The sequence below is a fragment of the Alcanivorax sp. DP30 genome (assembly GCF_009882945.1).
Classification (GTDB): domain Bacteria; phylum Pseudomonadota; class Gammaproteobacteria; order Pseudomonadales; family Alcanivoracaceae; genus Alcanivorax.
The window spans coordinates 108,380-134,094 of the sequence record NZ_WTUY01000002.1; the positions used below are offsets into that span (position 1 = coordinate 108,380).

Genomic DNA, 25,715 nt, shown 5'->3' on the forward strand with positions numbered 1-25,715 from the left:
CATGCTGGCGTTTATTGGCGGAACCGGACTCACCCGGATGGATAATCTGCAGATTACCCGTCGTCATGACATCACTACGCGTTTTGGTAAGCCCTCAGCGCCGGTTCTGGAAGGGGTGCTGGATGGCCAGCAGGTGCTGTTTCTTGCCCGTCATGGTGATCCCCATGTGCTGTTGCCCCACCAGGTAAACTACCGGGCCAATATGCTGGCTCTCCAGCAAGCAGGCGCCTCAGCCATCGTGGCGGCGAACGCGGTGGGAGGCATCACCGCGGAGGCTCCGACAGGAGCGCTGGTCCTGCCAGACCAGATTATCGACTATACCTACGGTCGTGAGATGACCCTGTTTGATGATCCGGACGAGCCACTGGTGCACGTGGATTTCAGCTGGCCGTTTGATACGGCCTTGCGGAATGCCTTGAAAGAGCAACTGGCCGCCTCGGAGTTGGAGTGGAATGACGGCGGTTGTTATGCCGCCACTCAGGGGCCGAGACTGGAAACCGCCGCTGAAATCCTGCGGCTGGAACGTGACGGTTGTGACATTGTCGGTATGACGGGCATGCCGGAAGCCGTATTGGCTCGTGAGCTGGAGCTACCCTATGCGATGTTGTCGCTGGTGGTGAATCCGGCGGCGGGAAAGTCTACCCATGAAATCACCATGGCGGAGATAGAAGCGGTGATTCACGACGGTATGGCCAGTGTGTGCCAGCTGTTGGCGGATTTCGCGCGACGCTATTCTGTCTGATGCTGAAAGGGCAGCCGGATCATCGGCGGCTGTCTTCAACAGGAGTTTGCTGTCTTGACCTTGCTCATTGTTTTCGCCGCCATCTCCATTGGTTTCTCCTTTATTTGCTCGGTGCTGGAAGCCGCTTTGCTCTCCATCACTCCGAGCTTTATCGCCGGCTTGCGTGAAAAACGCCCGGCGCTGTATCAGTCACTGCGTGCGTTCAAGGACGATATCGACAAGCCACTTTCTGCGATTCTGACCTTGAATACCGTGGCACATACCGTGGGTGCGACCGGTGTTGGGGCCCAGGTGGCGGTGGTGTTTGGGGAGACCTGGCTGGGGGCTGCGTCGGGTATCATGACGCTGGCCATCCTGATCCTGTCCGAGATCATTCCCAAGACCATCGGCGCCAAATACTGGCGTTCGCTGGCGCCCATGCTGCCGCCGGTGCTGAAGTTCATCATGGTCGTGTTGGCGCCCTTTGTGTGGCTGTCCAAGCTGATTACCAGTCAGATCGGTGGTAATGAACATGATGTGGATGTGCGGTCTGAAATTGCCGCGCTGGCGGATATGGGCAAGGACCAGCAGGCCCTGGCCGATGACGAGCACAAGGTGATCCTGAACATTCTCCATCTGCATGATGTGAAGGTGGGCGCCATCATGACCCCACGCACTGTGTGCCGGACGGTTTCTCCGGAGATGACGGTGGCCGGATTTCTGGAGCAGGAGAAGGGGCAGCCGTTTTCGCGCTTCCCGGTGATGAACGAACGGGGCGAGTGCAGCGGTTATATCCACAAGTCTGACTTGCTGGATGTGTCCCCGGAGCAGACCATGAAGGCCCTGGCGCTTGATGTGTCCATGATCAGCACGCGAATGAGCATCGAAAGCCTGTTTCATGCCATGCTCAATCAGCGCCAGCATATGGCGGTGGTCTACGATGAGCATGGCACCTGGGTGGGGCTGGTCACGCTGGAAGATATCCTGGAAACCATTCTTGGTCGTGAAATCATGGATGAGACGGATAGTGTGGCCGATCTCAGACTCTATGCGCGTCAGCGCTGGAGCAGAAAACTGAAGAAACAGGGTAGCGCCGATACGAAGAAGGATGCGCCCTGATTGTTTTTCCTGACAACTCCTCACAACAAGGAGGCAAACCATGGCACAGATTTACAAGGATAACAGCGAGACTATCGGCAACACGCCGCTGGTAAAAATCAACCGCATCAGCAAAGGCAACATTCTTGCCAAGCTGGAATCCCGTAACCCGGCGGGCAGTGTGAAATGCCGTATTGGTGCCTCCATGATCTGGGATGCCGAGCAGAGCGGCAAGCTCAAGCCAGGGATGACCCTGGTGGAACCCACCAGCGGCAACACCGGCATCGCACTGGCCTATGTGGCCGCCGCCCGCGGCTATGATCTGGTCCTCACCATGCCCGACTCCATGAGCCTGGAACGCCGCAAGATTCTCAAGGCGCTGGGCGCCAGGCTGGTGCTGACGCCGGGTCCCAAGGGCATGCCCGGTGCCATTGCCAAGGCCGCAGAACTGGTCAGCGAGAACCCTGATACGCATCTGATGCTGCAACAGTTTGAGAACCCGGCTAACCCGTCCATCCATGAAAAGACCACAGGCCCGGAAATCTGGGACGCCACCGATGGCGAGATTGATGTGCTGGTAGCAGGTGTCGGTACTGGCGGTACCATCACCGGGGTGTCTCGCTATATCAAGAACACCAAGGGCAAAGCCATCACCTCCGTGGCAGTGGAACCGGACTCCTCAACCATGATTGCCGCCGGTTTGAGCGGCGATGAGCCGACCCATGGCCCGCACAAGATCCAGGGGATTGGCGCCGGCTTTGTGCCGAAGAATCTGGATCTGTCTGTGGTAGACCGCGCCGAGCAGGTCAGCAACGAAGACGCCATGGCCTGGGCCCACAAATTGATGCAGGAAGAGGGCATCCTCGCCGGGATCTCCTGTGGTGCTGCCATGTGCGTGGCCGACCGCCTCAGCCAGCAGCCCGAGTTCGCCGACAAGACCATCGTGGTGGTGCTGCCGGATTCCGGGGAACGTTATCTGACCTCGCCGTTGTTCGCAGACATGTTCAGCGAGCAGGAGTTGAGTCAGTAAGAGACGCAACATGCAACACGCGGGCAGGGCCTTGCTATCCGGCGAGGCCTTGCCAATCTCGCCCTAGATGCTTGCCTGCAAGCGATTTTGCATTGGAAAAGCACCTTTGGGGTTTTCTGACCTGACTGCTCCAGGTTATCCGTACTGGTTTGCTTTTCCCTTTTCAACTTTAAACTTTCAACTCGCCATTAGCGCCTCTTTCGTGGGCACTATACCGCAGCACAGTACACGCCATTCCGCGCCTTGAAGCTTGCCGCTTGCTGCTCTCTTTTTTGCTATCCTTGCTCCCCAATCAGGAGGGGCCCATGGCTGCCATTACAGAGACTGACATTGTTGTCATCGGCGCCGGCGCTGCCGGGCTGATGTGTGCGGCTACAGCGGCGTATCAGGGGCATCGGGTGCGGGTGCTGGATCATGCCAACAAGGCAGGCAAGAAGATCCTCATGTCTGGTGGCGGTCGCTGTAATTTCACCAACCTGAACACGACGCCAGAGCATTTCGTCTCCGCCAATCCTCACTTCTGCAAATCCGCCCTGAAGCGCTATAGCCCCTGGCATTTCGTCGAGCTGGTGGAGCGTCATGGCATAGAGCATGTGGAAAAGGCACCTGGGCAGCTGTTCTGTGCGGACTCCTCCAAGGAGATTCTGGGTGTCCTGCTCACTGAGTGTGAATGGGCTGGAGCCGAGATTGCCCTGAATACCTCTATCAAGCGAGTCAGCCAGACTGGCAAGGGATTCAGTCTGGCCACCAGTGCCGGGACAATCACCTGCCAGAAGCTGGTGGTGGCCTGTGGCGGGCTGTCCATCCCGACCATGGGTGCCACCGGCTTTGGCTACCAGCTGGCAGAGCAATTTGGTCTGCAGGTGTTGCCTACTCGAGCCGGGCTGGTGCCTTTTACCCTGCAGCCGGATGACAAGGCCTGGCTGGCCGAGCTGTCAGGAATCAGCACTGAGGTGGTAGCACGCACCGCCAGTGCGTCTTTTGCCGACCCCATGCTGATTACCCATCGAGGCCTGTCCGGTCCGGCCATGCTCCAGGTCTCCAGCTTCTGGGTGCCGGGACAGGCCGTGACTGTGGACTGGCTGCCACAGATTGTCGATCCGGTTGCTGAACTGGCGGCGGAGCGGCAGCAACACCCTAATCGCGGTCTGGAACGCTGGCTACGGCAGTATTTTTCCCAGCGGCTGGCATCGGCGCTGGTGGAGCAGTTCGGTTGGCAGGGCAACCTGCAGCAGTTCAGTAATGAGCGCCTGTCATCCGTGGCTGCGGTATTGAAGGGGTGGTCCTTCAAGCCTTCTGGCACGGAAGGCTACCGCACCGCAGAAGTGACCCTGGGCGGGGTCGATACTGACGCCATTTCCTCGAAGAACTTTGAGGTGAAATCCGTGCCGGGCCTGCACTTTATTGGCGAGGTGCTGGACGTGACCGGCCAGCTGGGCGGGTTCAACTTCCAGTGGGCCTGGGCCAGCGGCTGGTGCACTGGCATGGCATTGTGAGCTCAACCATCAGGAGGCGTCATGGATGACGTGATCATCGGGACCGATGGACAATGTCGCTGTGCCTGGAGCCAGGCCGCGCCGGATTATCCCCGCTATCATGATAGTGAATGGGGGTTTCCCGTAGGAGATGATATTCGCCTGTTCGAGAAGGTCTGTCTGGAAGGTTTTCAAGCCGGGTTGAGCTGGCGCACCATCCTGGAGAAACGGGAAGCCTTCCGCGATGCTTTTGCCGGTTTCGATTACAGGGTGGTAGCCGGGTTTGGTGATACTCAGGTAGAAGCTCTGATGGATAATCCCGCGATTGTCCGTAACCGCCGCAAGATCCAGTCAGTCATCAACAATGCCCGCCGTGCGGCAGAACTGATGGAGGAGTGCGGATCGCTGGCGGCTTTTTTCTGGTCTTTCGAGCCTGACGCAGGGCATTTGCCAGCACCGCAATCGGTGGCAACCTCGCCGGAATCCGTGGCGCTGTCCCGGGCGTTGAAAAAAAGGGGCTGGACCTTTGTCGGGCCGACCACCTGTTATGCCTTTATGCAGGCCATGGGATTAATTAATGATCATCACTTTGGATGCGTGATTCGCAACAAGGTGGAGGAGGCGCGGTCGCACTTTGTACGACCGGAATGACTGAGGCGGTTATACAGGGAACGCCATAAACCGTTTGCCGATCACAAACAGGGCATGAATCTCAAGGTGGTCATTCAAGCTGCGTACAGCATCGCTGGCCAGCTGGATATAGGGATAGCGATGGGCCCAGGCACTGGGCCTTACATAGTGTGTGCGAGGCTGTCCTGTTTCCTTGTTGATTGCCATAAAGCCGTCGTGCTCTGTGTTATAGAGCACGTAGCCTTGGAATATCGAATTGGACGGAAGTCCCAATTCTTCCATGAAGTCGGAGAACCATTTGGAGTTAGATTCGACGCTCATACTGTTCCTTGGCCGTGTCGGGCCAGTAATTATTTATCTCCGTGCCTCTCTACTTTGAGCGATGGTTTGTACTTGGTGGATGGCGGTTTTTATGAGGTTTTGTAAGTGCTCGTAATTCATGTTTGGGTTTGGTGTCTATGCAATGGTTTTGCACCAAATGCTGTACATATGAACAGTATTTGGATAACCTGATTTCCCATTAGTGAGTCAGGTGTGACATGGCTGCATTACCGTTATTTACTGAAGCCGTGCGGGCCGGCTTTCCCTCGCCGGCCCAGGGTTACATGGAAGAACCGCTGGATCTCAACCGCCTGTGTATTCGTCAGGAGGCCGCCACTTTCCTTCTACGGGTGGAAGGGGATTCGATGATTGATGCGGGGATTTATGCGGGTGACATTCTGGTGGTGGATCGCTCACTGGAAGCGCTGCATGGTGACATTGTGGTGGCCGCTGTGGATGGGGAATTTACCGTCAAGGAGCTGGCCCTGAAACCGTCTCTCCGTTTGCTGCCGCGCAACCGCCGCTATGCACCGATTGTGCCGGAGGAGGGGAGTTGGGAGTTGTTCGGGGTGGTTACCTTTGCGCTTCATACCCTGCGTGGCGGGGCGGGCTGACATGTTTGCCCTGGTGGATTGCAACAGCTTCTATGCCTCCTGTGAACGGGTATTTCGCCCTGATTTGCGCGACCGGCCGGTGGTGGTGCTGTCCAACAACGACGGCTGTGTGGTGGCCGGATCGGCGGAAGCGAAAGCGTTGGGTATTCGTACCGGGGTGCCGTTGTTTCAGGTGCGCGATCTGATCCGCAAGCATGACGTGGCGGTGTTCTCTTCCAACTACACTCTGTACGGAGACCTGTCACGGCGGGTGATGACGACCCTGGCAACCCTGGCGCCCAAAGTGGAAGTGTATTCCATCGACGAAGCCTTTCTGGATCTTTCCATGGTGCCTGAAGCACAGCTACAGGTGCTTGGGGAGCAGCTGCGCGAGCGCGTAGCCCGGTGGGTGGGGGTGCCGGTTTGTGTCGGGATTGCCCCCACCAAGACGCTGGCCAAGCTGGCCAATCATTACGCCAAGCGCCTGGGGTCGGGTGTGGAGGTGTGGGCCAGGCCTGAAGACTGGCAGGCGGTGCTGGGCCAGACGCCGCTGGGAGATATCTGGGGTGTGGGCCGCCGTCTGGTGGCTCGTCTGGAGGCGTTGGGAATCCACAACGGTGCGGCGTTGGCAGCACTGGAGTATGACTGGGTGCGGCGCCATTTCTCCGTGGTGCAAGCGCGTATGGTCCGGGAGCTGAACGGTGAGCCCTGTCTGACGCTGGAGCTGCAGCCGCCACCGCGCCAGCAGATTATCCATTCCCGTTCCTTTGGGCAGCCTGTAGTGTCGCTGCCGCCGCTCCGTCAGGCGGTAAATGACTATACGGCACGGGCTGCAGAAAAAATGCGTATGGAAGGCCAGCTGGCCGGAAGCGTCAGTGTGTGGTTACGCACTGCACCCATGGGCAAGCCTCAGCAGCTCTGGCCGGATTCACTCAGTCGCGATTTGCCGCAGGCCAGTGCCGATACCCGTGAGCTGGCGCGGCTGGCGGTGCAACTGCTGGAGCAGTTGTGGAAGCCCGGATTGCGCTACGGAAAAGTTGGCATAATGCTGACAGATCTACGCCCTGCGGAACATGCCCAGGGGGGATTGTTCGAGGCGAGCAAGACCCGGCAGGGTGAAGCACTCATGGCGGTGATGGACAGCATCAACCGTAGCGGCAAGGGCCGCGTGTGGCTGGCTGGTCGGGGAGTGAAAACCCGTCAGGAATGTGTCTGGAGCATGCGTCGGGAGTACTTGTCTCCGGCCTATACGACACGGGTGAGTGACCTCCCTCGGGTGTCTTGAAAGCCGCTTCGAGCTGCGAGCGACTGACTACGAGGAAAGGGGAAAAGCAGCGGCAAGCTACAGACCTCAAGCTACAAGGAAGGACAGAAGCAGGGACGGTTTGCTTCTGGTTTTTTGTGGGAGCTTGCCTGCAAGCGATAAGGCATATCCAACCGCACAGCCGTCTGCCGGCAGACTCCCACGGTATCCTCCTCCTGTAGGAGTTCCTCTTGAGGGACGAAGGTCCGATCTGCCTTTCAGCACAGAGACAACAGCGCCGGTATACCGGATGTCGTTGTGGGAGCGGTCGTTTGACCGCGAAGGGGTGGAGCAAAATCGCTTTCTTTCACCACAGCGTTCACAGAGGCGCAGAGAAGCCGCTCGTTTCCCGGTGATCTCTGTGACCTCTGTGGTAAACCCGCCTTTGGGTTTTAAAGCGTCAGGCTTCGGACGTTCGTCATCCTGCGCCCCATCACACCACTGACATCGGCACCTGATCCAGCATGCGCTCCTCGATGCGATCCAGGCGAGCGCGGCAGTCGCGGAAGGTGCGGCTAATCATGGTGGTGTTGGCTACCATTTCCACCTTGGGCCAGGTGGCCTGCTCGCCCTTGCGGATGTAGTTGCGTACATCCTGCAGAGTCGGGTTGCTGAGCACCTTGAGAGCATTCATGGGCTGACGGGGCGGGATCATGTTGATGTCGCCGATATACTTCTGCGTCACCATGCTCTTGGCCTTGTCGATCATCAGACCCACATCGTTGGAAGCAACACGCTGCTGTACCAGTTTAAGGGCATAGCGAATATTCATGGAGGCGTTGCGCAGGGCCCAGTCACCGAGGGTGCTGAGTGAGTTACCTGTGTCGCTACGGGACAGGAACGGCACCACATGGGGGTTGGTCTGGCTGACGATGGAGTGATTCACGCCATACAGACGGGACAGCCGGCGGATCGGCAGATCGTCGACAATGGAGCCATCAACAAACTTGCGGCCGGGGATATAGGGCACTCGCTCGCCGTCGATATTCTTGGCCCACAGGGATACCGGTGGATAAATGCCGGGAATCGCACAGGACGCCAGTGATGCCTTGCGAATCAGCACATTGGGGGAGGTGCGTCGATTGAGCAGCCGGGCATGCTGGTTGCGGTCATAGGGGCTGACCGTGATATTGATTTCCCGCCCGGTATGCCGGTAGGCCTCTTCAAAGGTCATGTCGGAAATGTTTTCTTCCAGGCAGGCTTCCAGGTGGTCGCCGTCCAGCACCGGGGTGCCGCGGATCAGGCCTTTCCAGCCCAGTACCTTGAAGGCTTCCAGATAGATGTTTTCCGGTTCCAGCTTGAGCTTCAGTTCTTCATCGTTGTGGGTGCCCACCACGGAAGCAATGATACTGCCGGCACTGGATCCCGAGATCACGGAAGGCAGCAGGTCCTGCTCCCAAAGGCAGCGGGCCACGCCGATATGGAAGAGTCCCAGTGCAGCGCCGCCGGACAGCATCAGACAGCTCTGCCCGAAGGCCTGACCGGTGGTCTCGAAGAAATCCAGTTTCTCCTTGAGCCCGAACTCCTTGAAGTTGGTGTCACACAGGTAATTCAGCGCGGTAGTCACCTCGGTGAGATAGTTCTCGATCAGGTGTTTGGTACCCACGCGGCTGTGCTGATAAAGGTGCGGATTGGAAATGTTGCCCAGATTGCCATGCAGGCCTTCATGCAGGTGGAAGACCAGCTTGTTCACGTCCCCGCGCTCGCGGGCCTGGCGGATTTGCCAGAGGCGATTACGGATCAGTTCGTAATCGTAATGGGGAGAACGGTCGATTTCTTTCCATTCATCCGCACCGGAAAGCCGGTCGTGTTCCTGGCTGGCCTCATACCATTCGTTATAGGTCTGAGCGTGCTCAATGGCCCGTTCCAGTTGCTTGAGCGTGCCTTTCATGACGTGTCTCCGTCAGATTCATTATTGTCATTGGATGATGGCAGTATAGCCATGAAGTGGGGGAATGCTGAAGCAATTGTCTGACAAAAGGTGTTTGGGGCGGGCTGACAGCAACTGGAGGTAGCCAGTAAGGCACAGTATGGAGGCTGCCGGGAAAGGAAGACGGATGAGGGAAGGGTGAGGGGAGGGGTAGCGACCTGCGCCGCTGCCCCCCAGTAATGTCTAGATGCTAAGTGTCGACTCCACTTCCTGGCAGGCACGCCGTGCCAGAGCCAGGTTGGATTTGGCTTTATCCAGCACCAGGTAAATAAACAGGCCTTCCTTCGCGGCGACAGGCCGGATGATGTGGTACTGGCTACCCAGGGTGATCAGGATGTCCTCGATCTTGTCGTTCAGACCAAGCGATTTCATGGTTTTCATTTTGGCGCGAACCACTTCGGTATTACCCGCAGCAGCCAGTTCAAGATCCAGACCGGTGCCATCCTGGCCAAGAACCATCCCACTGTTCGCATCGACGATGGCCGTGCACATGGCACCATCGGGTTGCAGTAGGGCGGTAAGACTTTCTTTTACACTAGCCATGTTGTTCTCCTTGCTTTACTTCCTTGAGGGTGTGGTTTTACACGCTTTTGTTGTTACTTCTTGCTGAGTTGCTCGGCCAGGCTGCGGCAACACTCTTTCGAGGCCCACAGCAATTGCCCGAGAATGGACGCATCGTTGGCCACAACGGCCAGCGACATGGGCGGGGAGACGCCACGAACTTCCATGACTGTCACCACGCCAGATTCTGATTCCACAATCATTCGGCTGCATTCCTTGAGGCTTGCTTCCTTGGCAATGGCTTGCCCGATGGCGGCCAGGGAGCTTCCCATGGCTGCCAGCTTGCTGGCGCTTTCATCATTCAGGTGGAGAGAGGCAACCTGAAAACCATCATTGGTCAGCAGGACGGCAGAGGTGACGCCCTTGGTTTCCTGACCGAATTTTTCCAGCTGCCTGGTGGCAATGGAGGTGCCTACCTTTCCCAGTGGGGATTGTGCGGTCATGCTTGGAGACTCCTGCAGTCATCGGCTTCTATCTGGCAAAGCAGGGCATCAACCAGCAACAGTACATCGTCCTGCTGGCGGACATCTGCATCGAAAATGGGTAGGGCAATACCGCGGTCTTCCAGGCGCATGGCCAGTTTTTCCAGGCAGCTAGTATCATCCGCAGCAAGCCGACCTATGCCGACGACCATGGGGACCTTGCCGTTGCCGAAAGCGTTGACATAAAGCTCAAGCTGGTCGGCGACTTCGGGGTGTTCACCGTTAAGCAGCACAATGACACCGGCGGCATTATTGAGAAGAATGGGCCACATGAAGCGAAAACGCTCTTGGCCGGGAGTGCCATACAGACGAACGCAACTGTTATCGGGCAGAACAATCTGGCCATAATCCAGTGCCGCTGTGGTCAGTTCCTTGTTGCACTGTGCAAGATCGGTATTCACCACATCGGTGGAGACGGCTTCATGATCACTGATGGCTGAAATCGCAGTGGTTTTTCCCGCCCCCATGGGGCCGGTAAACAGAATCTTGAATTCGTTGCTGGCGTTGGCGTTCATCATTAGCTACTCAGACCAAGGCGGTGACGCAAACCCTGAATAAACGAGCCCATACGGCGCGGTTCATGGGTGGCGGCTGCAGCACGGGTAGAAGGGGCGACCGCGCCGGTTTCACAGACCAGAAGATTGCTCATGGCACAGGCTGACAGGAAACGGTCGACCTGTTGTTGCGCACACCCTGCATGGGCGGCCAGTTGTTCCCTTTGGCAGGGCTGCTTGGTCATCAACGCACTCATGGATAAGTAGGCACGGTCACTTTTGGCCGAGCGTACATTGGGCCAACGCTTGAGCCGGAAGCTGCCATTTTCGGGTAACCAGGCGGGCAGACTGCTTGCCAGTTGCGCCGTCATCCATGCCAGTTCCGCTATGGGGCGACGGGTATAAGCGCTCAGGTCGGTGTCAGCAGCAGGCTCCAGGGCCGGCAATGTGGCGGCTTTCTGGCGCACCTCATTGAAGAGGGGTTCCTGGATGAAATAAGCGCCGGCTGATGGTGAAACAAACAGAGAGCCTTTTGGACTACGGGACTGATAAAGCGTTTGCGTGTTCTTGCCGGTCACTGCCTGATACAGGGATTCACTGAAATCGGTTTGTTGTGAGGTTGCCTTGCGGGGCTGTTCGGCGGAGGCCTGTGCAGTGGTTTGCTGTCTTTGGCCATCGTGACTCAGGGTGCCGGAGATGTCTTCCAGCACCGAGATAAGCTGCATTACCCGGAATGGATGAGAGAGGGTATAGGGGGCGGCTGGTTTGTCTTCGTTGTTGTGATAAATGACGATGCAGGGTTTGTTGCTGCCTTGCCATTTACGGTTGGCATCACTGTCGTCATTGGCCAGCATAAGAACGTCGGCATCTTCAGGCTCGGCCTGCATCCATTCGATGCTGGAGCGACCATTCATGATCTTCAGCATGGACAGGCAGGCGCTCGTGGTGTCCGCCTCCAATCCTACAAATGCCAATTTCCTGTTTTCCATTGCCGCTCTCCGTGCGGTCTGCGTATTCCCGGGGGTGGGAAGACGCAGCTGTTTGCCACTTTTGTGCGCTAGTCGTGGTCAGCGATGTGATATTCGCGTGAATGACCTTTCCTCCTTTGTAGGGATTAACGGCTCTGCTTGGCAAAGGGATGGCGATGAACGGCCGATTATAGAGGCTGAAAAATCGATGACAGACATTCGAAATGGCACTCGTGTGCAAAAAGCTGCAATTTAAGTAAGCCAAGTGCTCTGGTGAGAGTAGGAAATTGCTTACAAGGTGTGGCGGGTTTTACGGAACTGGCCAGGTGTCTGGCCGGTGTGTCGTTTGAAACTGCGTTGAAAGGAGCGGATATCCGAGTAACCCAGCGCATCTGCAATGCAGGTTTGGGCTTGATCTGTCGTACGCAACAATAGCCTGGCCTGTTCCAGGCGTATCTCATCCAGTAGTTTCTGCCAGCTTTGTCCTTCATCCGCCAGGTGACGGTGCAGGGTACGGATATTCATGCCCAGGCGTTCTGCTACGGCTTCCTTGCGAGGCAAAGTATGGCCGATGGCGTCCTTGATGCATTGACGCACGCGCTGGCTCAGACTGGTTTCGATGCCCAGCTGGGCCAGTTGGGCCGTGGCATGGGCTTCCAGGGTGGACAGCAATAGAGGATCCGGTTGGCGAATGGGTAACATCAACAGATCGGGGGCGCCAACCAGGGCAGAATGAGGCTGGCCAAATCGTACCGGACAACGAAAGATGCGCTGATACTCGGCAACCTGCTTGGCCGAGGGTTCAGTGTGTTCGAGCAGGAGTTGCGCCGGTGCCAGATTGTCATTGCCGGTGAGCCAGCGCGCATAGCACAGCCAAGAGCTGAGTACGTTATCAATCAGATGACGGCGCACCGGTTGATCGGGATAACGGCAGTGCCAGCGAATCTTCGCCTGCTCGTCTTCTATTTCGATGTCAGTGGTGCCCATATCGCCCACCAGCCGCTCATACAGTGTGACCTTGATTAGCGCCTCATGCAGGGTGTGGGCGCTCATGGCTATATAGCCCATCACATTGTATGAGCCCGGTTGAATGAATGCGGAGGTGTGCAGGCCGAACAAGGGGTCGCCGGAGGCTTCGATCAGGTACTGCAGCAGACGCTGAAAATCCCGGCCGTCCACCCGCGCTTCCGGACGCAGGGGTTGATCGGCCTGGAGATTCGCGCTGGCCAATGCCGCCGCGGTATCCAGGCCCAGCTTTTCTGCGTGGGCAAGATATTGCTGGAGGGCGGCGCTGCTGATTTCACCCAGATCGGTCACGGTGTCTTATTCCAGCTCGAAAGTGATTTGCACCTGGGCGGTAATATCGGTTTCGCCAGGGCGGAAGCTTTCAGCGGCGCCCTCTTTGGCGCGTGCCATCATCATCATGGGGCGGGGGGTGCCCATGGTGTGGGATTCAATGCGGATGGCCTCGCCCACATCCCGGCCTGCAGCCGCGGCGAGGATCCCGGCGCGCTTTCGTGCATCGTTGACCGCGTTCTCGAGCGCAGTATCGGACAAGGCATCGGCATTGCTGACCTCATTGCCTGCGGGCTGAATGTCACGAACGTTCAGTTTGGCCAGGCCATCAAGGAGTTCGGCATAGGTTTCCAGACCCTTTACACGGAAGTGGACGGAGCGGGAGACCTGATGACCGATGAGTTTTCTTTCCGGCTGATATTGCCACTGCGGGGTTACCCGGAATTCAGTGGCGCGGGTTTGTGACTCCGGAATATCCAGATCATCGGCGAGGTCGAGCATGGCTTCGATCTGATCATCGACCCGGGATTTCATGGCATCAATATCGGAGCCTTGTTGTTGCGATGATGCGTTGATGGAGAAGATATCCGCAATGGCGGTGACATTGCCCTGGCCGGATACAGTGATGCTGTCGCGTTCCTGGGGCAGCGGGCCTTGCCCACAGGCAGAGAGAAACAGAATCGAGAGGCTGGCCAGGCCAAGTGCGGTAACACCTTTCATGGTATCTCCTTGTTTTTTGTATACCGGGTAGCCCTATTGTGCGAATTTCAGAACGGATAGCCAGTGCATTGAGCAAGCCGTGAAGATTTTACGAACGTTCTCACCATTAAGGGCACAAGATAAGCCCTTGTGCCCCTTGGTTGGCAAGGCTTAAGTCCCTATCATCGCAGCGTGCGATGAGGGAGCAGAGATCATGAGTGCAACAGAACAGGTGATACGTGAACAGCTGGGGCGTTTTGTGCCCGAGGATCTCGGGGTTTCCCTGGATCAGGCTGGTGCCACGATCGGAATCACGGCAACGGATCAGACGGTGACCGCAGATGTGACACTGGGGTATCCCTGTGCCGGTGTTGAGGCATTGCTGCAAAGCCAGATGCAGGATCACCTGAGTGAATGCCTGGCTGGACGGAAGTTTGTACTTGGCCTTCATCATCATGTGATTCCCCATCGCAACCAGTCAGACATTCCGGCTCTGGATCAGGTTGCCAACGTGATTGCGGTCGCCTCCGGCAAAGGGGGCGTTGGGAAATCCACCACTGCGGTGAATCTGGCGCTGGCCCTGCAGGCTGAAGGCGCCAGGGTGGGGCTGCTGGATGCGGATGTGTTTGGTCCCAGTCAGCCCTTGATGCTGGGCAAGCCTGATGGCACTCGCCCTGAGGTGCTGGACGGCAAGACCTTCGTGCCGGTGGACGCCTACGGCTTGCAAACCATGTCCATGGGCTACCTGACCACCCAGCAAACGCCGGTGGTGTGGCGTGGCCCCAAGGCCAGTGGTGCTCTGGTGCAAATGATGGAACAGACACGCTGGCAACAACTGGATTACCTGCTGGTGGATCTGCCGCCGGGCACCGGGGATATCCAGTTGACCCTCGCCCAGAAGATTCCCGTGGCGGGGGCGGTGGTGATTACCACGCCCCAGGACATCGCTCTGCTGGACGCAGTGAAAGGCGTGGAAATGTTTCGCAAGGTGGATATCCGCGTGCTGGGCATCGTGGAGAATATGGCGGTGCATATATGCAGCAACTGCGGCCATCAGGAGCACGTGTTCGGGCAGGGCGGCGGTGAGCGCATGGCCCGGGATTATGACACCGACGTGCTGGCCGCACTGCCATTGTCACTGAAGATTCGCGAGCAGGCAGATAGCGGCAAGCCCGTCGTTGCAGCCTGTCCGGACAGTGAGGAAGCGGCACTGTACCGCAAGGCCGCCCGGCGGATGGCGGCAAGGCTGTCGTTGACCAGCAAGGGCAAGCGGGCGTTTCCCAAGGTCACGCAGCATTAGAAGAAGCTTCAAGCCCCAAGCTACAAGCTGCAACGCGGAACGGGTGAGAGGTGTGTTAGAGGTTGTGCCCGCGCAGGAGCGTCGGGCGCGGCGGCAGACCTGGAACCTGGTATCGCCTGGCTGCGCGTTGCAGCTTGTAGCTTGAGGCTGGTGTTACATCTGGCATCTGGTGTCCGGCGCCTATACCATTGACCGCTTGAAAATCACTGGCAACCCCCATTTCGAAACCGAGAGGCAGAAATGACGATTAAATCGGATCGCTGGATTACCCGCATGGCGAATGAACACGGCATGATCGAGCCTTTTCAGGCCGAACAGGTGCGTGCCGATGCCAGTGGCAACAAGCTGATTTCCTACGGGGTGTCCAGCTATGGGTACGACGTGCGCTGCGCGGATGAATTCAAGGTGTTCACCAATATTCATTCCGCCACCGTAGACCCCAAGAATTTCGATGATCGCAGCTTTGTCGACATCAAGGGCGAATACTGCATTATTCCACCCAACTCCTTTGCGCTGGCTCGCACCGTGGAGTACTTCCGCATCCCGCGTAACGTGCTGACCGTATGTCTTGGCAAATCTACCTACGCGCGCTGCGGTATTATCGTCAATGTGACGCCGTTGGAGCCGGAGTGGGAAGGGCATGTGACCCTGGAATTTTCCAACACCACCACCTTGCCGGCAAAGATTTATGCCAATGAAGGGGTGGCGCAGATGCTGTTCTTCGAGTCTGACGAGGTTTGTCAGACCTCCTACGGAGACCGCGGAGGCAAATACCAGGGGCAGAAAGGCGTTACCCTGCCTCGGGCCTGACCTCGCTCAGCTCGGGCTGTGCCGTGCTGGCATCACTCTGATTGGTCACTGCCTGGGTGCCGGATTTTTCCGGATCCGGGCCGGTGTAATCAATCATGATCAGTTCGGCTTTGAGAAAGGTGCTCTCAATGTGCTTGGCCTTGACCACCATATAGTCCAGAGACGGCGCTACCCAGAACAGGGTGCGCCGTTTTTTCTTGCTGTCGCCCTGTCGTTTTTTTTCTACCAGCAACGTATCCAGCTCCCCCATGGGGGTTTCGATGGTTTCGCGATCAATCACTGCGAAGTGGTGTGTGCGAATACGGTCGCCATAGACACTGGTAACAGAATAGCTGTCGGCACCTTCTGAGAAAACGCAGCGGCCACGCAGCAGAATAGTCAGTTCATCCAGCGCGTTTTCCGGAATGTCCAGACTCTCCTTGTCGTCCTCGGAGACGTTATGGACCCGCGGGGGGCTCCATTGAAAATCCATCCGGTGATAGCGGTGTTTGCCGAAGCCCTCGAACTCATGCAGGTACTTGCTGGTGCGGGGCTGGCAGTCACGCCACTGGAAAAAACTTTCTTCGGTATTGGTGAGCAGGAACGACTTGGCCTTGAGGAGCATGCGGTAGTTATCTGCCCCCTGCGCGGGTTCCAGTACCAGATCGGCTTTTACCGGTGTAGGCAACTTGTTGACGTAAATGCGAAATTCCGCCGCAAACGGGGAAAGGGTTTCGGCCGCGGCCAGATTGCAGACAACCAGCGACAGGCAGAATAGCAGTTGGCGCACAGTTATTGCCCCTCCAGGGATTGCAGTGTCATGAGATGCTCACCGTCTTTGTTCTTTTGCTGCAACTGTACCAGAAGAAAATGATGTTTCGGTGCAAACCACATGAAAGTTTGTCGGGGACTATTTGCGCCCCGAATCCGTTGCACCTTGACGGTGTTGATCCGCTCACCATCGATTTTCAGGGATTCCTCACCGACTACGCGAAAGCGCTGGGTTTCCAGTGACTTCTCATCGGCCACGTCCAGCCTGATGTCCTGCTCGCCACGTTCGAGAGCGCACTGCAGCGCCAGGCTCACAGACAGTTCGTCAGTGGCTGTTTCCGAAATGGGGTAGCTGTGCATGGCTTTGCCGGTACGCTCACTGGCGGCCACCCCGGTTTCCCGGTCCAGATGCAAGGTGGCTTCTTTTAGCTGCCCCAGGCCCTTGCGCATATAGCCATAATAGCTGCTTTGCGGTGTGCAGGATTGCCAGTTAAAGAGGGCGGTCTCGCGGATTTCACCCAGCCAGTTCTTGGCACTGACTTCCATTTTCCACAGGTCACCTTTCACCTTTTTGAGAGTGCGGGTGGCCGTAATGGAGAATGGAATGCCCTCACTCTTGAGTCGATAATCGAGGGTAAAAGGGGTAACCGGTGGCTGGGCAGAGGCAATCGGTGCCACGGCTATTGGTACCAGCAGAAGGGCGGCCCTAAGGGACCTGATAACCCTGTTCGGGTAGAGGCTTCCCATCCAGCTTGACTCCCTGTTCGTCCAGTGACAGGCGCTGCTCTGCGCGCCATTGCAACACCAGCGGGTAAAGCTGATGTTCACGTATCTGTACACGATTGGACAGGGAATCCGGATTATCGTTCGCCACAATTTCCACACGGGCCTGGGCAATCAGTGGGCCGCCGTCCAGTTCTTCGGTGACAAAGTGAATGGAACAGCCGTGTTCCCTGTCGCCAGCCTCCAAAGCGCGGGCGTGGGTGTGCAGGCCGCGGTACTTGGGTAGCAGGGAAGGGTGGATATTGATGAGCCGGCCTGCAAAATGGCGAACGAACACGGGGGAGAGAATACGCATGAACCCGGCCAGTACCAGGGTTTGCGGCTCATAGGGCTCAAGCTTGTCGATCATTGCCTGATCAAAGGCCTCGCGACTGTCGAAATCGCGATGATCCAGAATTTCAGTCGCAATGCCGGCCTGGCGGGCCCGCTGCAGCCCTCCAGCCTCGGCCTTGTTGGACAGCACAACCGGAACCCGCGCGTGCAGATTTCCTGCCGCAATGGCATCCAGAATGGCCTGCAGATTGGTGCCTGAGCCACTGATCAGCACAGCCAGACGATGTGGCGCGGCGGAGGGGGAATCGGTCATTGAACGGGTTTCCAGGGGCTTGTCAGAAAATGGGCTGCCAGCAGGCCGGCAGCCCGGGTTCGATCAGTCTTCCAGGCCTTCCAGAACAACCTCGGGCTCGCCGTCTGCAGCGTGGATCTCGCCCATCAGGAAAGCGGTTTCTCCTTCCGCTTCCATCAATGCCAAGGTGGCGTCGACCTGATCCGCCGGCACTACGATGACCATGCCAACGCCGCAGTTGAAGGTGCGGTACATTTCAAAGGCGGGCACCTGGCCTTCCTGTTGCAGCCACTGGAATACGGCGGGGAATTCCCAGCTGTTGGTATCAATCACGGCCTGGGTACTCTCGGGCATCACGCGGGGCAGGTTCTCTGGCAGGCCGCCACCGGTAATGTGGGCCAGGGCATGCACCTCAACCTGCTCGATCAGCTTGAGCAGCGGCTTGACATAAATGCGCGTGGGGGCCAGAAGGTGCTCCATCAGCGGCTTGCCGTCCAGCTCAACATCCGTTTCGGCCTGCGCCATGATGCGACGTACCAGAGAGTAACCGTTGGAGTGCGGCCCACTGGAGGCCAGGCCGATCAGCTTGTCGCCGGCCTGCACCTTGCTGCCGTCGAGCACGCCATCCTTCTCGACTACACCAACACAGAAGCCAGCCAGGTCGTAGTCTTCACCTTCATACATGCCGGGCATTTCAGCTGTCTCGCCACCAATCAGCGCGCAGCCCGCCATTTCACAGCCTTCGCCAATGCCGGTGACCACACTGGTTGCGGTTTCCACGTCCAGCTTGCCAGTGGCGTAGTAGTCGAGGAAAAACAGTGGCTCGGCGCCGCCAACGATCAGATCGTTGACGCACATGGCCACCAGATCAATACCCACCTTGTCGTGTCGGCCGGTATCAATGGCCAGACGCAACTTAGTGCCCACGCCATCGGTGCCGGCAACCAGTACCGGGTTCTTGTAGCGCGAGGGCAGCTCGCAGAGGGCGCCGAAACCGCCCAGGCCACCCAGGACCTCGGGGCGGCGGGTGCGCTTGGCCACGGGGGCAATACGCTTTACCAGCTCGTTTCCGGCATCGATGTCGACGCCAGCGTCACGGTAGGTCAGTGGCCGTTTCTGTTCGGTCATGGGGGGCTCCGGGTTGATGAAGGCGCGTATTTTAAGAGTCCGGCGCCCATCTTTCCACCGCTGAGTAGCAGAGAATGACAGAGAAAATCCGGTTCGCCAGTCTGCATCGAATAGGTGATAATAGCCCGCTTTATGAGACTGGTTGGATTTTGCGCTCATGCGTCTAAATGGAAAGCAGGTAGTAGCAGCACTGTTATTGTTGCTGGTCATGTTGTCAGGAGTGCAGTCCGCACTGGCCGGAACACTGGATACCGTGGAAGTTGCGGTGGAAAACCGCACCCCGGAAGAGCAGCAACGGGCCTTGGGTGAAGCGCTCAACCAGGTGTTGGTGCGTTTGAGCGGCAAGCCGTCGGTACTGGATCTGCCGGTGGCAGAAAAAGCTGCGGAACAGCGCGATCGCTGGGTCATTCGCCAGGATTACCGCGAGGGTAAGTTGGTGGCGCGGTTTGATACCGCAGGTCTGATGGACTTTATTGGCTCCAGCGGGGCGCCAGTGTGGGGTGTGCCCCGACCCCGTGTGCTGGTCTGGCTGGTGGATCAGGGCACGGGCAAAGGCAGCATGGTCAATCCCGGCCACCCGGATTTCGCCATGCTCAAGCGTGAAGCCGATCGCCGGGGTCTGGACGTGGTGATCCCGGAGTGGGATGCCACCGATCGTGGAGCCCTGGCTGTGGCGGATATTCGAGGCCGCTTTGATAACCAGATTCTGGAGGCGTCTTCTCGCTATCCCCATGAAATGGTGCTCGCAGCGGTGCTGTATAGTGGCGATCCGGCGACGGTGAGCTGGCGAATCCTGCAGGGCCGCAAGACCCTGGATGATGGCCGTATCAAGTCTGACTCCACCCCGCAGGCCATTGCGGACCTTGTGGATAGCGTGACAGATCAGCTGGCTGACCGCTTTGCGGTGGCCGGCGGAGCCAGCGATCAGCGCACCTTGCTGACGGTACAATCAGTTGGTGCGCTGGATGACTGGAAGGCGCTGCGGGACTTCCTCTCAGGGCTTGGTGGGGTGCAGAGCGTCTCGCTGGTTCAGGTTTCCGGAGACTCCCTGATCTATGGTCTGGATTTCAGCGGCAGCGATGCGCAGCTGCGCGATTTGCTGTCACTGTCTTCCGCGTTGTCTCCCTGTCCTGATGACGCTGTGGCCGGGCCACAGTGGCGTTACTGCTGGCGCCACTGATCAATGGTGGCGCAACTACCCCTTGCTCTGCAGCTGCGCGAGGGCAACGACCTGTCCAATTTTGTTGCCGGTGATAATGGCGCCCTGTTTCAGGGTGTTCGGGAAACGGTGCTGGGTGAGGATCGCCAGGCCTTTATCTGGGGTGGCGACGGCCAGGGAAAGAGCCATTTGCTGGAAGGGGCCGTCCGGCTGGCCCAGCATCATGGCCTTAACGCCTGCCTGTTACCCGCCGAAGAAATTCTTCCGCTGAGCCCGGAAGTGCTGGAATCCATGGAGCAGTTCGATCTGCTGGCCCTGGACGATTGTCAGCACTTTGCCGGAGAACCCCGTTGGGAAGAGGCATTGTTCCATCTTTATAACCGGCTGATGGCCAGGGGAGGGCGGTTATTGGTTACCGCCACGGCATCCCCCGCCGCCATGGGGTTGATGCTGCCAGATCTGGCCACCCGTCTGGCCGCCGGCCCGGTATACCGGCTTCAATCGCTGGCGGATGCAGAACTGGAAGCCTTGTTGATCGCGCGAGCACGGACACGAGGCCTGAGGCTGGAGCCGGAAGTGGCCCATTTTATCGTGTTGCGGAGTGAAAGAAGCCCGGCAGGGCTGGTCTCCTTGCTGAATCGCCTTGACCAGCTGGCGCTGGCGCAACAACGTTCGGTCACTATTCCCTTTGTCAAGGATGCGCTGGGGTGGTAAAAAGGAGCGCTTACACAGAAACAACAGTCTGATACTGATATCGGCGTTATTATTGCCCGTAATTACATGGGGTTACATTGTCCAGCCCCATGGGTTTGGAAAGACTTATTAGAACAATAATGCCAGGCGGACTAACGCCTGCAGGAGAACACAATGCGCCACCTTGGGCCATGGCAGAGCCTTGCTGGTTGTACCCTGCTTTTTGCAGCCTCATCCCACGCCACCGTTTACGAGATCAACAGCACGACTGATCCAGAGGTCACCGTGGTGGCTGCTGACCTGGTTGACGAATCTCCGAACCCTCAGGATTGGGACGAAACCACCGACTGGCAGGTGACCACGAGCCCCGCTGATGGTCTGTGCTCTCTTCGCGAAGCAATCTACGCCAGTAATTACCGTCTTCCCGTCGATGGCTGTGAGGCAGGCACAGGCAGCGATACCATCAAGCTGGTTGGGGGCAAGACCTACACGCTCCAGCATGGCAGTCTGCCAATCGGTATTGGTGAAAAAGTGGTTGTGACGTCTGAGGAAGTGCCGGATACGGACACTCCCGATCCGAATGACACAAAAATCGAATACACAGTCACTTTTGAACCGCTCTCCAACCAGATCGCCTTTACGCTTCAGCTGGATGCTTTCGAAGAAGCCGAAGACAAGGTGCGCCCGGTAATTTCCGCTGGGGGCAATTCCCGCGTGTTTGCCATTCATGATGGTGGCGCCATGTCGTTGGCCAATCTGGAGCTTCGGGATGGTAACGCCACCATGGATCCGGACATGGTCATTGCTGATGACAATGGTGGCCTTATTCACGCGGCTGGCACGGTCATCATCAACAGCAATGTGGTGCTGGCTGGTGGGCAAGCCACCAACGGTGGCGCACTTTTCATGACCGAAGGTAGCGGGGTTGCGTTCGCCAGTGGCGGACGTTTCGAAGACAACACAGCGTCTCAGTTTGGTTCCGTGATCGCGACCTCCGATACGTTCGACGGCAATATCATTGGCTACGACTTTTACATGGCCAACAACCAGGCCGGTAGCAACGGCGGTGTGATTTATATGGATGGCGGCAACCCGGGTGACTCGGTTGCCGATCCTGCTGTGCCGGCGGTGCGAGTTGGTATAGAGCTGGGGAATGGCACCATCACTGGGAATACGGGGGGCGGCATCAATGTGGTATCGGATAACCACACGGCGGTCCTGGTGAACATGACCATTGCCTTCAACGAAGGTGTTGCCCTGACCCTGGCTGAATCCGGGTTCGAGGATCCCGCGGATGCGGAAACCCGTGACCAGATTCTGCACACTGTCATGGTCGGCAATGATGGTGGCGCCTGTGCCGGTGCCGTGCTGGATGGCACCGCTGTGAACGCTGCTGCTGCCGCCCGGCTGCTGTTTACGATTACCGATGACAGCAACTGCCCAACGCCGGAAGAGCAGACTCTGGGAACCCCGGTAACCAGTAATCCGAATGGCGCTGAGGTGGATGTGTTTTTTGGTGAAGGCAGGGTACCTTGTGGCGATCCGATTTTTGGCGGCCTGACCACTGGGGTAGGCGCTTGCCCACCAATGTCGGCGGAAGACATTGGCGGGCCTTACCCCGGTTTTCTGCCCAACCCATATCCTGCTGCTGTCTTGGCCGATCCCTCGGCCAGTCCTGGCTTTGCTAGCCTGTTTGACCGTGGCAACCCGGAAAACTCCTCCATCGATCCCTGTGAAAGCACGGACAATCGTGGTAACTCCCGCGGTGGTCCTGGTGGGCGCTGTGATGTGGGTGCCATCGAATTTCTTCGCGCCCAGGCCCAGCCGGAAGAGATTAATCTGATCAGTGGTCAGAGTGTCTTGGGTGATGTGGTGGCGAATGATCTCAATGACACCGTGATCAACTGTTCTCTCCTTGATGACATCGTGGTGAGCGAAGGCACTTGCACGGCGGGTGACGATGTCTGTATTGATCAAGCTGTGATGGATCGCTGCCTGACGATTATCGAATTTCCCGAGCTGGGTAGCGCGGTGCCGGTAATTGATGCCAATGGCTATCCAAAAATTCGTTATAGCCCGTCTTCCAATTTCCACGGTGTAGACCAGATCCGCTACCAGGTAGACAAGGATGCCTTTGAAGGTGGTACTGATCTGGGGCAGAACCTGGATGAGATCGCCAACTTTTTTGCCGAGCCAGAATCCGGATTAACCGAAAAGAAAAGTCTGGGTGCCCAGGGGGGATTAATGCTGCTGCTGGTTTTGCTGGCGGGTATGGTTCGTCGTTTCGGTAGCGGCCTGCGTGGCTTGATGGCGGTTTTTATGCTGGCGGCAACCGGTCAGGCCCTGGCTGTGGACATCACGGTAAATTCCCTCGCGGATAATGTTCCTTCGATCAAGAATGATGGCAAGTGTACTCTCCGAGAGGCACTGCTGAATGCGGGTGAGGCCGCTAGCCCGGATTGTGCCTATGGCGGTAATGCCACGGATACCATCCTGCTGCCTGCTGGCGATATCCAGCTTGCCGATACCCTCGTGGTTAAAGGTGGCGGGGTGGAGATCATCGGTAAAGGGGCCCGTGATGAAGATGACCTGGATGATAACGATACCCTGACCCGTATTCTGGGCGATGGCAGCTTTCGCTTGTTCGAAGTCCAGCCGCCAGGCCCGAATCTTGGTTATCCCTCCGTGCGCTTTCAGTATCTGACCCTGGAAGACGGTTTCGTCAGTGGTAATGGCACGGACGGTGAAGGCTCCGGCGCGGTCATTATTACTGGTGGCTCGGTGATTTTTGACCGTGTACGAATACTGAATAACGCGGCTGAAGCGAATGGTGGCGTGGTCTACATTCGTTCCAATGCGGGTAATGAAAAGCTGCTTACGTTTAACCGCAGTTTTGTCAGCGGTAACAGCGCCGATGTTTCTGGCGGGGTCATGTCCAGCACCGCCCAGTACGTAGAAACCTTCAAGGTTGCCATTATCGATAGCACCTTTGCCAACAATACAGCATTGGTAGAAGGCGGCGTGCTGGATGCCAACATCCGTGCCGGTGAACTGCAAATCGCCAACAGTACCTTTTTGGATAACACGGCCCCTAAAGGATCGGCACTGGATCTCAGCGGGCTGGCGGTCAATGCCAATATCATGAATGCCTCGTTCATGAATAATAGCGGTGGTCTGGGGATTGATCTGGGTGATGCGGTCACCGAGACCCGCATGAGTAATTCGGCCTATTTCAATAGTGGTGATGCCTGTAGCACAGGAGCCACCATCCTGCATGAAAGCGAGTACAACGCCTATTCCGGCCTTGCCTGCACAGCGACAACGGCCAGCACCACCGACCAGACTTCCACTGGAGCGGCGTCACTGGAAAGTGTCTTGACTGATGCTCCTGATTTTGAAGGCGAGGGCAGCAGCGATGACTATGTCCCGCCTTATCTGGCCATTGCCAATGCTGAATTCGACGACGTGCTGTTGAATATGGGTAATGATGCATCGCTGGTGAGCGGCACCGGTACTCCACTGGCATGTCGGGCCACTGACCTTCGCGGCATTGACCGCACGTCCGGTGGCCGCTGTGATATCGGCGCATTCGAGTACCAGCAGATCACCGCAGAAGACGATGAAGGCAGCAACCAGAATACGCCTGCCCGACAGGTGCCGGTGGATATTCTGGATAACGATCTGCCCAGCGATGGTGCTGAATTTGTGCTGTTGGATAGCGGTAATCCTGCCGAGTTTGCCATGGACAAGTTCACCTTTCTGCATGCGGTTCCGTCGGCAGCTGATCCGGAAGTTTACGACAGCACCATTTATGAGTATGTGCAGGACACAACAGACAAGACCCTGTTTACGCTCGACACCGTTGACGACACTTCCATGGTCGGCGCAACCATCCGTTTCGTTTGGCTTTATTATAATGAAGACCGTGACGGTTATGATCTGAAGTGTGGTGATCCGATCCCGCAAAAAGTCATTGATGCCAACCCGAGCCTGTTCGAGGACGGGGACATCGCCGATGAGTGCGTGGTGCTGTTTACCCCGCCAGCCATCCCGGAATTCGATACCCGCATGTGCACCAGTACCAGTGAGGATCCCGTCAAAGTCGCGTTTCGCTATACCTTTGAGGACAGTAATGGTGTAACGGTTCAGGATGCAGATGCTGGCACGGTAGTCATGACCATCAAGGACAAGGCGCCGACACTGAAGAGCCAGTCCGTCGTCAACCAACCGGGCAAAAAGGTGGTGTTCAAGCTGGTGGTGAGTGATCCGGATGAACCCGATGCGGTGATCGACTGGAGCACCGGCCGTTACAACGTTTCCATTGCCAAAGAGCCCAGCTTCGCCAAGAAAAATGAAGATGGGGAGACCCTGGGGGCGGGAATCGTTATTGATGACGACAATGCGGGCACGGTTACCTATGTGCCGGACAGCAACTTCAATACGTTCAAGGATACTTTCACTCTGAAAGTGGAAGATACCCAGTGCAACACTACTTCCCAGCAAGTGACATACACCATCAGCTACAATAACGACGAGACAACCGCCGGCTCTGGCAGCATGGGGTGGATGTTGATTGGCAGTATGCTGTTGCTGTTACGCCGCCGGTTTGCGGCGTAACAGGGTGCGCTTGGCCAGTTCCCAGACCAGGGCGCCGGTCACCATGCTGATCAGCAACAACAGCAGTTTTGGGATGTCCACCAGTGTCCAGAACAGGATGTCGATGCTGGTGGGCTCCAGATTCTGTGCCACGATAATAATCAGCAAAATCAGCCCGATAAGTTGTAGTGCTCCCACCGGGTGGCTGATCAGCCACTGACCGGATTTCTTGCTGCCACGAGCCAGTGCGGAGGATTGCCGGGTATTGTTCTGTTGTTCCATTTGCGGTCTCCCTGACGTGCAATGTGAATCTTTCTTCTGTTTCTCACC

The 25,715-nt window shown here is 57.3% G+C and carries 25 protein-coding genes; 12 read left to right on the forward strand and 13 right to left on the reverse strand.

From position 1 onward, the window contains the following. Position 1 precedes the first annotated feature (1 nt). The 5 genes from GQF00_RS01055 to GQF00_RS01075 all read left to right on the forward strand — a co-directional run bounded on the left by GQF00_RS01055 (position 2) and on the right by GQF00_RS01075 (position 4,975). Complete coding sequence (locus GQF00_RS01055) at positions 2-742, forward strand: S-methyl-5'-thioinosine phosphorylase (protein WP_161317200.1); 741 nt, start codon at positions 2-4, stop codon at positions 740-742. Positions 743-796: 54 nt separating this feature from the next. Then, positions 797-1,840: a CNNM domain-containing protein gene (locus tag GQF00_RS01060; RefSeq protein ID WP_161317202.1), complete on the forward strand. Its 1,044-nt coding sequence runs from the start codon at positions 797-799 to the stop codon at positions 1,838-1,840. Positions 1,841-1,880: 40 nt separating this feature from the next. Next, positions 1,881-2,849 (forward strand): cysteine synthase A, encoded by a 969-nt coding sequence (gene cysK, locus GQF00_RS01065; RefSeq protein ID WP_161317204.1) that lies wholly within the window; start codon positions 1,881-1,883, stop codon positions 2,847-2,849. 305 nt (positions 2,850-3,154) lie between these two features. Further along, entirely contained in the window at positions 3,155-4,345 is a 1,191-nt protein-coding gene (locus tag GQF00_RS01070) for an NAD(P)/FAD-dependent oxidoreductase (protein WP_161317206.1), read from the forward strand. 21 nt (positions 4,346-4,366) lie between these two features. Further along, positions 4,367-4,975, forward strand: a complete 609-nt coding sequence (locus GQF00_RS01075) for a DNA-3-methyladenine glycosylase I (protein WP_161317208.1) — start codon at positions 4,367-4,369, stop codon at positions 4,973-4,975. A gap of 9 nt (positions 4,976-4,984) precedes the next feature. Here the strand turns inward: GQF00_RS01075 and GQF00_RS01080 are convergent, their stop codons facing one another. Next, positions 4,985-5,275, reverse strand: a complete 291-nt coding sequence (locus GQF00_RS01080; protein ID WP_161317211.1) for a hypothetical protein — start codon at positions 5,273-5,275, stop codon at positions 4,985-4,987. Between the two features lie 218 nt (positions 5,276-5,493). Here GQF00_RS01080 and umuD point away from each other — a divergent pair, with 218 nt between their 5' ends. Both umuD and GQF00_RS01090 read left to right on the forward strand, forming a co-directional pair. Beyond that, on the forward strand, positions 5,494-5,889 hold the full coding sequence (gene umuD / locus GQF00_RS01085) for a translesion error-prone DNA polymerase V autoproteolytic subunit (RefSeq protein WP_161317213.1): 396 nt from the start codon (positions 5,494-5,496) through the stop codon (positions 5,887-5,889). Continuing rightward, positions 5,855-7,153, forward strand: a complete 1,299-nt coding sequence (locus tag GQF00_RS01090) for a Y-family DNA polymerase (RefSeq protein WP_370519438.1) — start codon at positions 5,855-5,857, stop codon at positions 7,151-7,153. The genes umuD and GQF00_RS01090 overlap by 35 nt, the downstream gene beginning before the upstream one ends. Before the next feature lie 451 nt (positions 7,154-7,604). Here the strand turns inward: GQF00_RS01090 and GQF00_RS01095 are convergent, their stop codons facing one another. The 7 genes from GQF00_RS01095 to GQF00_RS01125 all read right to left on the reverse strand — a co-directional run bounded on the left by GQF00_RS01095 (position 7,605) and on the right by GQF00_RS01125 (position 13,622). After that, positions 7,605-9,062 carry a DUF3336 domain-containing protein gene (locus tag GQF00_RS01095; protein WP_161317215.1) on the reverse strand — a complete coding sequence of 486 codons (1,458 nt, stop codon included), beginning with the start codon at positions 9,060-9,062 and terminating at the stop codon, positions 7,605-7,607. 222 nt (positions 9,063-9,284) lie between these two features. Then, positions 9,285-9,644: a hypothetical protein gene (locus GQF00_RS01100; protein ID WP_161317217.1), complete on the reverse strand. Its 360-nt coding sequence runs from the start codon at positions 9,642-9,644 to the stop codon at positions 9,285-9,287. Between the two features lie 53 nt (positions 9,645-9,697). Then, entirely contained in the window at positions 9,698-10,105 is a 408-nt protein-coding gene (locus tag GQF00_RS01105) for a roadblock/LC7 domain-containing protein (protein ID WP_161317219.1), read from the reverse strand. Continuing rightward, a complete protein-coding gene (locus tag GQF00_RS01110; protein WP_237440341.1) occupies positions 10,102-10,662 on the reverse strand; it encodes an ATP/GTP-binding protein in 561 nt (186 codons plus the stop codon). The genes GQF00_RS01105 and GQF00_RS01110 overlap by 4 nt, the downstream gene beginning before the upstream one ends. Continuing rightward, the gene (locus GQF00_RS01115; protein ID WP_161317221.1) at positions 10,662-11,627 is read right to left on the reverse strand and encodes a hypothetical protein; all 966 of its coding nucleotides are present in this window, start codon (positions 11,625-11,627) and stop codon (positions 10,662-10,664) included. Before GQF00_RS01115 ends, GQF00_RS01110 begins: the two co-directional genes overlap by 1 nt. A 270-nt stretch (positions 11,628-11,897) precedes the next feature. Next, positions 11,898-12,923, reverse strand: a complete 1,026-nt coding sequence (locus GQF00_RS01120) for an AraC family transcriptional regulator ligand-binding domain-containing protein (protein WP_161317223.1) — start codon at positions 12,921-12,923, stop codon at positions 11,898-11,900. A gap of 6 nt (positions 12,924-12,929) precedes the next feature. Continuing rightward, on the reverse strand, positions 12,930-13,622 hold the full coding sequence (locus GQF00_RS01125; protein ID WP_161317225.1) for an SIMPL domain-containing protein: 693 nt from the start codon (positions 13,620-13,622) through the stop codon (positions 12,930-12,932). A gap of 193 nt (positions 13,623-13,815) precedes the next feature. On the opposite strand from GQF00_RS01125, the gene apbC reads away from it, so the two are divergent. Both apbC and dcd read left to right on the forward strand, forming a co-directional pair. Continuing rightward, positions 13,816-14,901 carry an iron-sulfur cluster carrier protein ApbC gene (gene apbC / locus GQF00_RS01130; protein WP_161317227.1) on the forward strand — a complete coding sequence of 362 codons (1,086 nt, stop codon included), beginning with the start codon at positions 13,816-13,818 and terminating at the stop codon, positions 14,899-14,901. Between the two features lie 240 nt (positions 14,902-15,141). After that, positions 15,142-15,711 (forward strand): dCTP deaminase, encoded by a 570-nt coding sequence (gene dcd, locus GQF00_RS01135; protein WP_161317229.1) that lies wholly within the window; start codon positions 15,142-15,144, stop codon positions 15,709-15,711. Here the strand turns inward: dcd and GQF00_RS01140 are convergent. The 4 genes from GQF00_RS01140 to purM all read right to left on the reverse strand — a co-directional run bounded on the left by GQF00_RS01140 (position 15,692) and on the right by purM (position 18,937). After that, the gene (locus GQF00_RS01140) at positions 15,692-16,480 is read right to left on the reverse strand and encodes a DUF3108 domain-containing protein (protein WP_161317231.1); all 789 of its coding nucleotides are present in this window, start codon (positions 16,478-16,480) and stop codon (positions 15,692-15,694) included. The two genes, dcd and GQF00_RS01140, sit on opposite strands and share 20 nt — an antisense overlap. Positions 16,481-16,482: 2 nt before the next feature. Beyond that, complete coding sequence (locus tag GQF00_RS01145; RefSeq protein WP_370519440.1) at positions 16,483-17,139, reverse strand: DUF3108 domain-containing protein; 657 nt, start codon at positions 17,137-17,139, stop codon at positions 16,483-16,485. Between the two features lie 28 nt (positions 17,140-17,167). Then, entirely contained in the window at positions 17,168-17,830 is a 663-nt protein-coding gene (purN, locus tag GQF00_RS01150) for a phosphoribosylglycinamide formyltransferase (RefSeq protein WP_161317235.1), read from the reverse strand. Between the two features lie 63 nt (positions 17,831-17,893). After that, on the reverse strand, positions 17,894-18,937 hold the full coding sequence (gene purM, locus GQF00_RS01155) for a phosphoribosylformylglycinamidine cyclo-ligase (RefSeq protein WP_161317237.1): 1,044 nt from the start codon (positions 18,935-18,937) through the stop codon (positions 17,894-17,896). 157 nt (positions 18,938-19,094) lie between these two features. On the opposite strand from purM, the gene GQF00_RS01160 reads away from it, so the two are divergent. From GQF00_RS01160 to GQF00_RS01170, 3 genes are all read left to right on the forward strand, one after another. Further along, complete coding sequence (locus tag GQF00_RS01160; RefSeq protein WP_237440342.1) at positions 19,095-20,117, forward strand: DUF2066 domain-containing protein; 1,023 nt, start codon at positions 19,095-19,097, stop codon at positions 20,115-20,117. 3 nt (positions 20,118-20,120) lie between these two features. Further along, a complete protein-coding gene (hda, locus tag GQF00_RS01165) occupies positions 20,121-20,810 on the forward strand; it encodes a DnaA regulatory inactivator Hda (RefSeq protein ID WP_161317239.1) in 690 nt (229 codons plus the stop codon). A 153-nt stretch (positions 20,811-20,963) separates the two neighbouring features. After that, positions 20,964-25,406 (forward strand): choice-of-anchor Q domain-containing protein, encoded by a 4,443-nt coding sequence (locus tag GQF00_RS01170; RefSeq protein WP_161317241.1) that lies wholly within the window; start codon positions 20,964-20,966, stop codon positions 25,404-25,406. Here GQF00_RS01170 and GQF00_RS01175 read toward each other — a convergent pair. Continuing rightward, positions 25,383-25,667, reverse strand: a complete 285-nt coding sequence (locus tag GQF00_RS01175) for a hypothetical protein (protein ID WP_161317242.1) — start codon at positions 25,665-25,667, stop codon at positions 25,383-25,385. The two genes, GQF00_RS01170 and GQF00_RS01175, sit on opposite strands and share 24 nt — an antisense overlap. Between the last annotated feature and the right edge of the window lie 48 nt (positions 25,668-25,715).

Bases quoted from the DNA above. Each gene is read 5' to 3' on its own strand.
- GQF00_RS01055 (WP_161317200.1), top strand. From the start codon at position 2: ATGCTGGCGTTTATTGGCGGAACCGGACTCACCCGGATGGATAATCTG.
- cysK (WP_161317204.1), top strand. From the start codon at position 1,881: ATGGCACAGATTTACAAGGATAACAGCGAGACTATCGGCAACACGCCG.
- GQF00_RS01070 (WP_161317206.1), top strand. From the start codon at position 3,155: ATGGCTGCCATTACAGAGACTGACATTGTTGTCATCGGCGCCGGCGCT.
- GQF00_RS01075 (WP_161317208.1), top strand. From the start codon at position 4,367: ATGGATGACGTGATCATCGGGACCGATGGACAATGTCGCTGTGCCTGG.
- GQF00_RS01080 (WP_161317211.1), bottom strand. From the start codon at position 5,275: ATGAGCGTCGAATCTAACTCCAAATGGTTCTCCGACTTCATGGAAGAA.
- umuD (WP_161317213.1), top strand. From the start codon at position 5,494: ATGGCTGCATTACCGTTATTTACTGAAGCCGTGCGGGCCGGCTTTCCC.
- GQF00_RS01095 (WP_161317215.1), bottom strand. From the start codon at position 9,062: ATGAAAGGCACGCTCAAGCAACTGGAACGGGCCATTGAGCACGCTCAG.
- GQF00_RS01100 (WP_161317217.1), bottom strand. From the start codon at position 9,644: ATGGCTAGTGTAAAAGAAAGTCTTACCGCCCTACTGCAACCCGATGGT.
- GQF00_RS01105 (WP_161317219.1), bottom strand. From the start codon at position 10,105: ATGACCGCACAATCCCCACTGGGAAAGGTAGGCACCTCCATTGCCACC.
- GQF00_RS01110 (WP_237440341.1), bottom strand. From the start codon at position 10,662: ATGATGAACGCCAACGCCAGCAACGAATTCAAGATTCTGTTTACCGGC.
- GQF00_RS01115 (WP_161317221.1), bottom strand. From the start codon at position 11,627: ATGGAAAACAGGAAATTGGCATTTGTAGGATTGGAGGCGGACACCACG.
- GQF00_RS01125 (WP_161317225.1), bottom strand. From the start codon at position 13,622: ATGAAAGGTGTTACCGCACTTGGCCTGGCCAGCCTCTCGATTCTGTTT.
- apbC (WP_161317227.1), top strand. From the start codon at position 13,816: ATGAGTGCAACAGAACAGGTGATACGTGAACAGCTGGGGCGTTTTGTG.
- dcd (WP_161317229.1), top strand. From the start codon at position 15,142: ATGACGATTAAATCGGATCGCTGGATTACCCGCATGGCGAATGAACAC.
- purN (WP_161317235.1), bottom strand. From the start codon at position 17,830: ATGACCGATTCCCCCTCCGCCGCGCCACATCGTCTGGCTGTGCTGATC.
- purM (WP_161317237.1), bottom strand. From the start codon at position 18,937: ATGACCGAACAGAAACGGCCACTGACCTACCGTGACGCTGGCGTCGAC.
- GQF00_RS01160 (WP_237440342.1), top strand. From the start codon at position 19,095: ATGCGTCTAAATGGAAAGCAGGTAGTAGCAGCACTGTTATTGTTGCTG.
- hda (WP_161317239.1), top strand. From the start codon at position 20,121: ATGGTGGCGCAACTACCCCTTGCTCTGCAGCTGCGCGAGGGCAACGAC.
- GQF00_RS01170 (WP_161317241.1), top strand. From the start codon at position 20,964: ATGCGCCACCTTGGGCCATGGCAGAGCCTTGCTGGTTGTACCCTGCTT.
- GQF00_RS01175 (WP_161317242.1), bottom strand. From the start codon at position 25,667: ATGGAACAACAGAACAATACCCGGCAATCCTCCGCACTGGCTCGTGGC.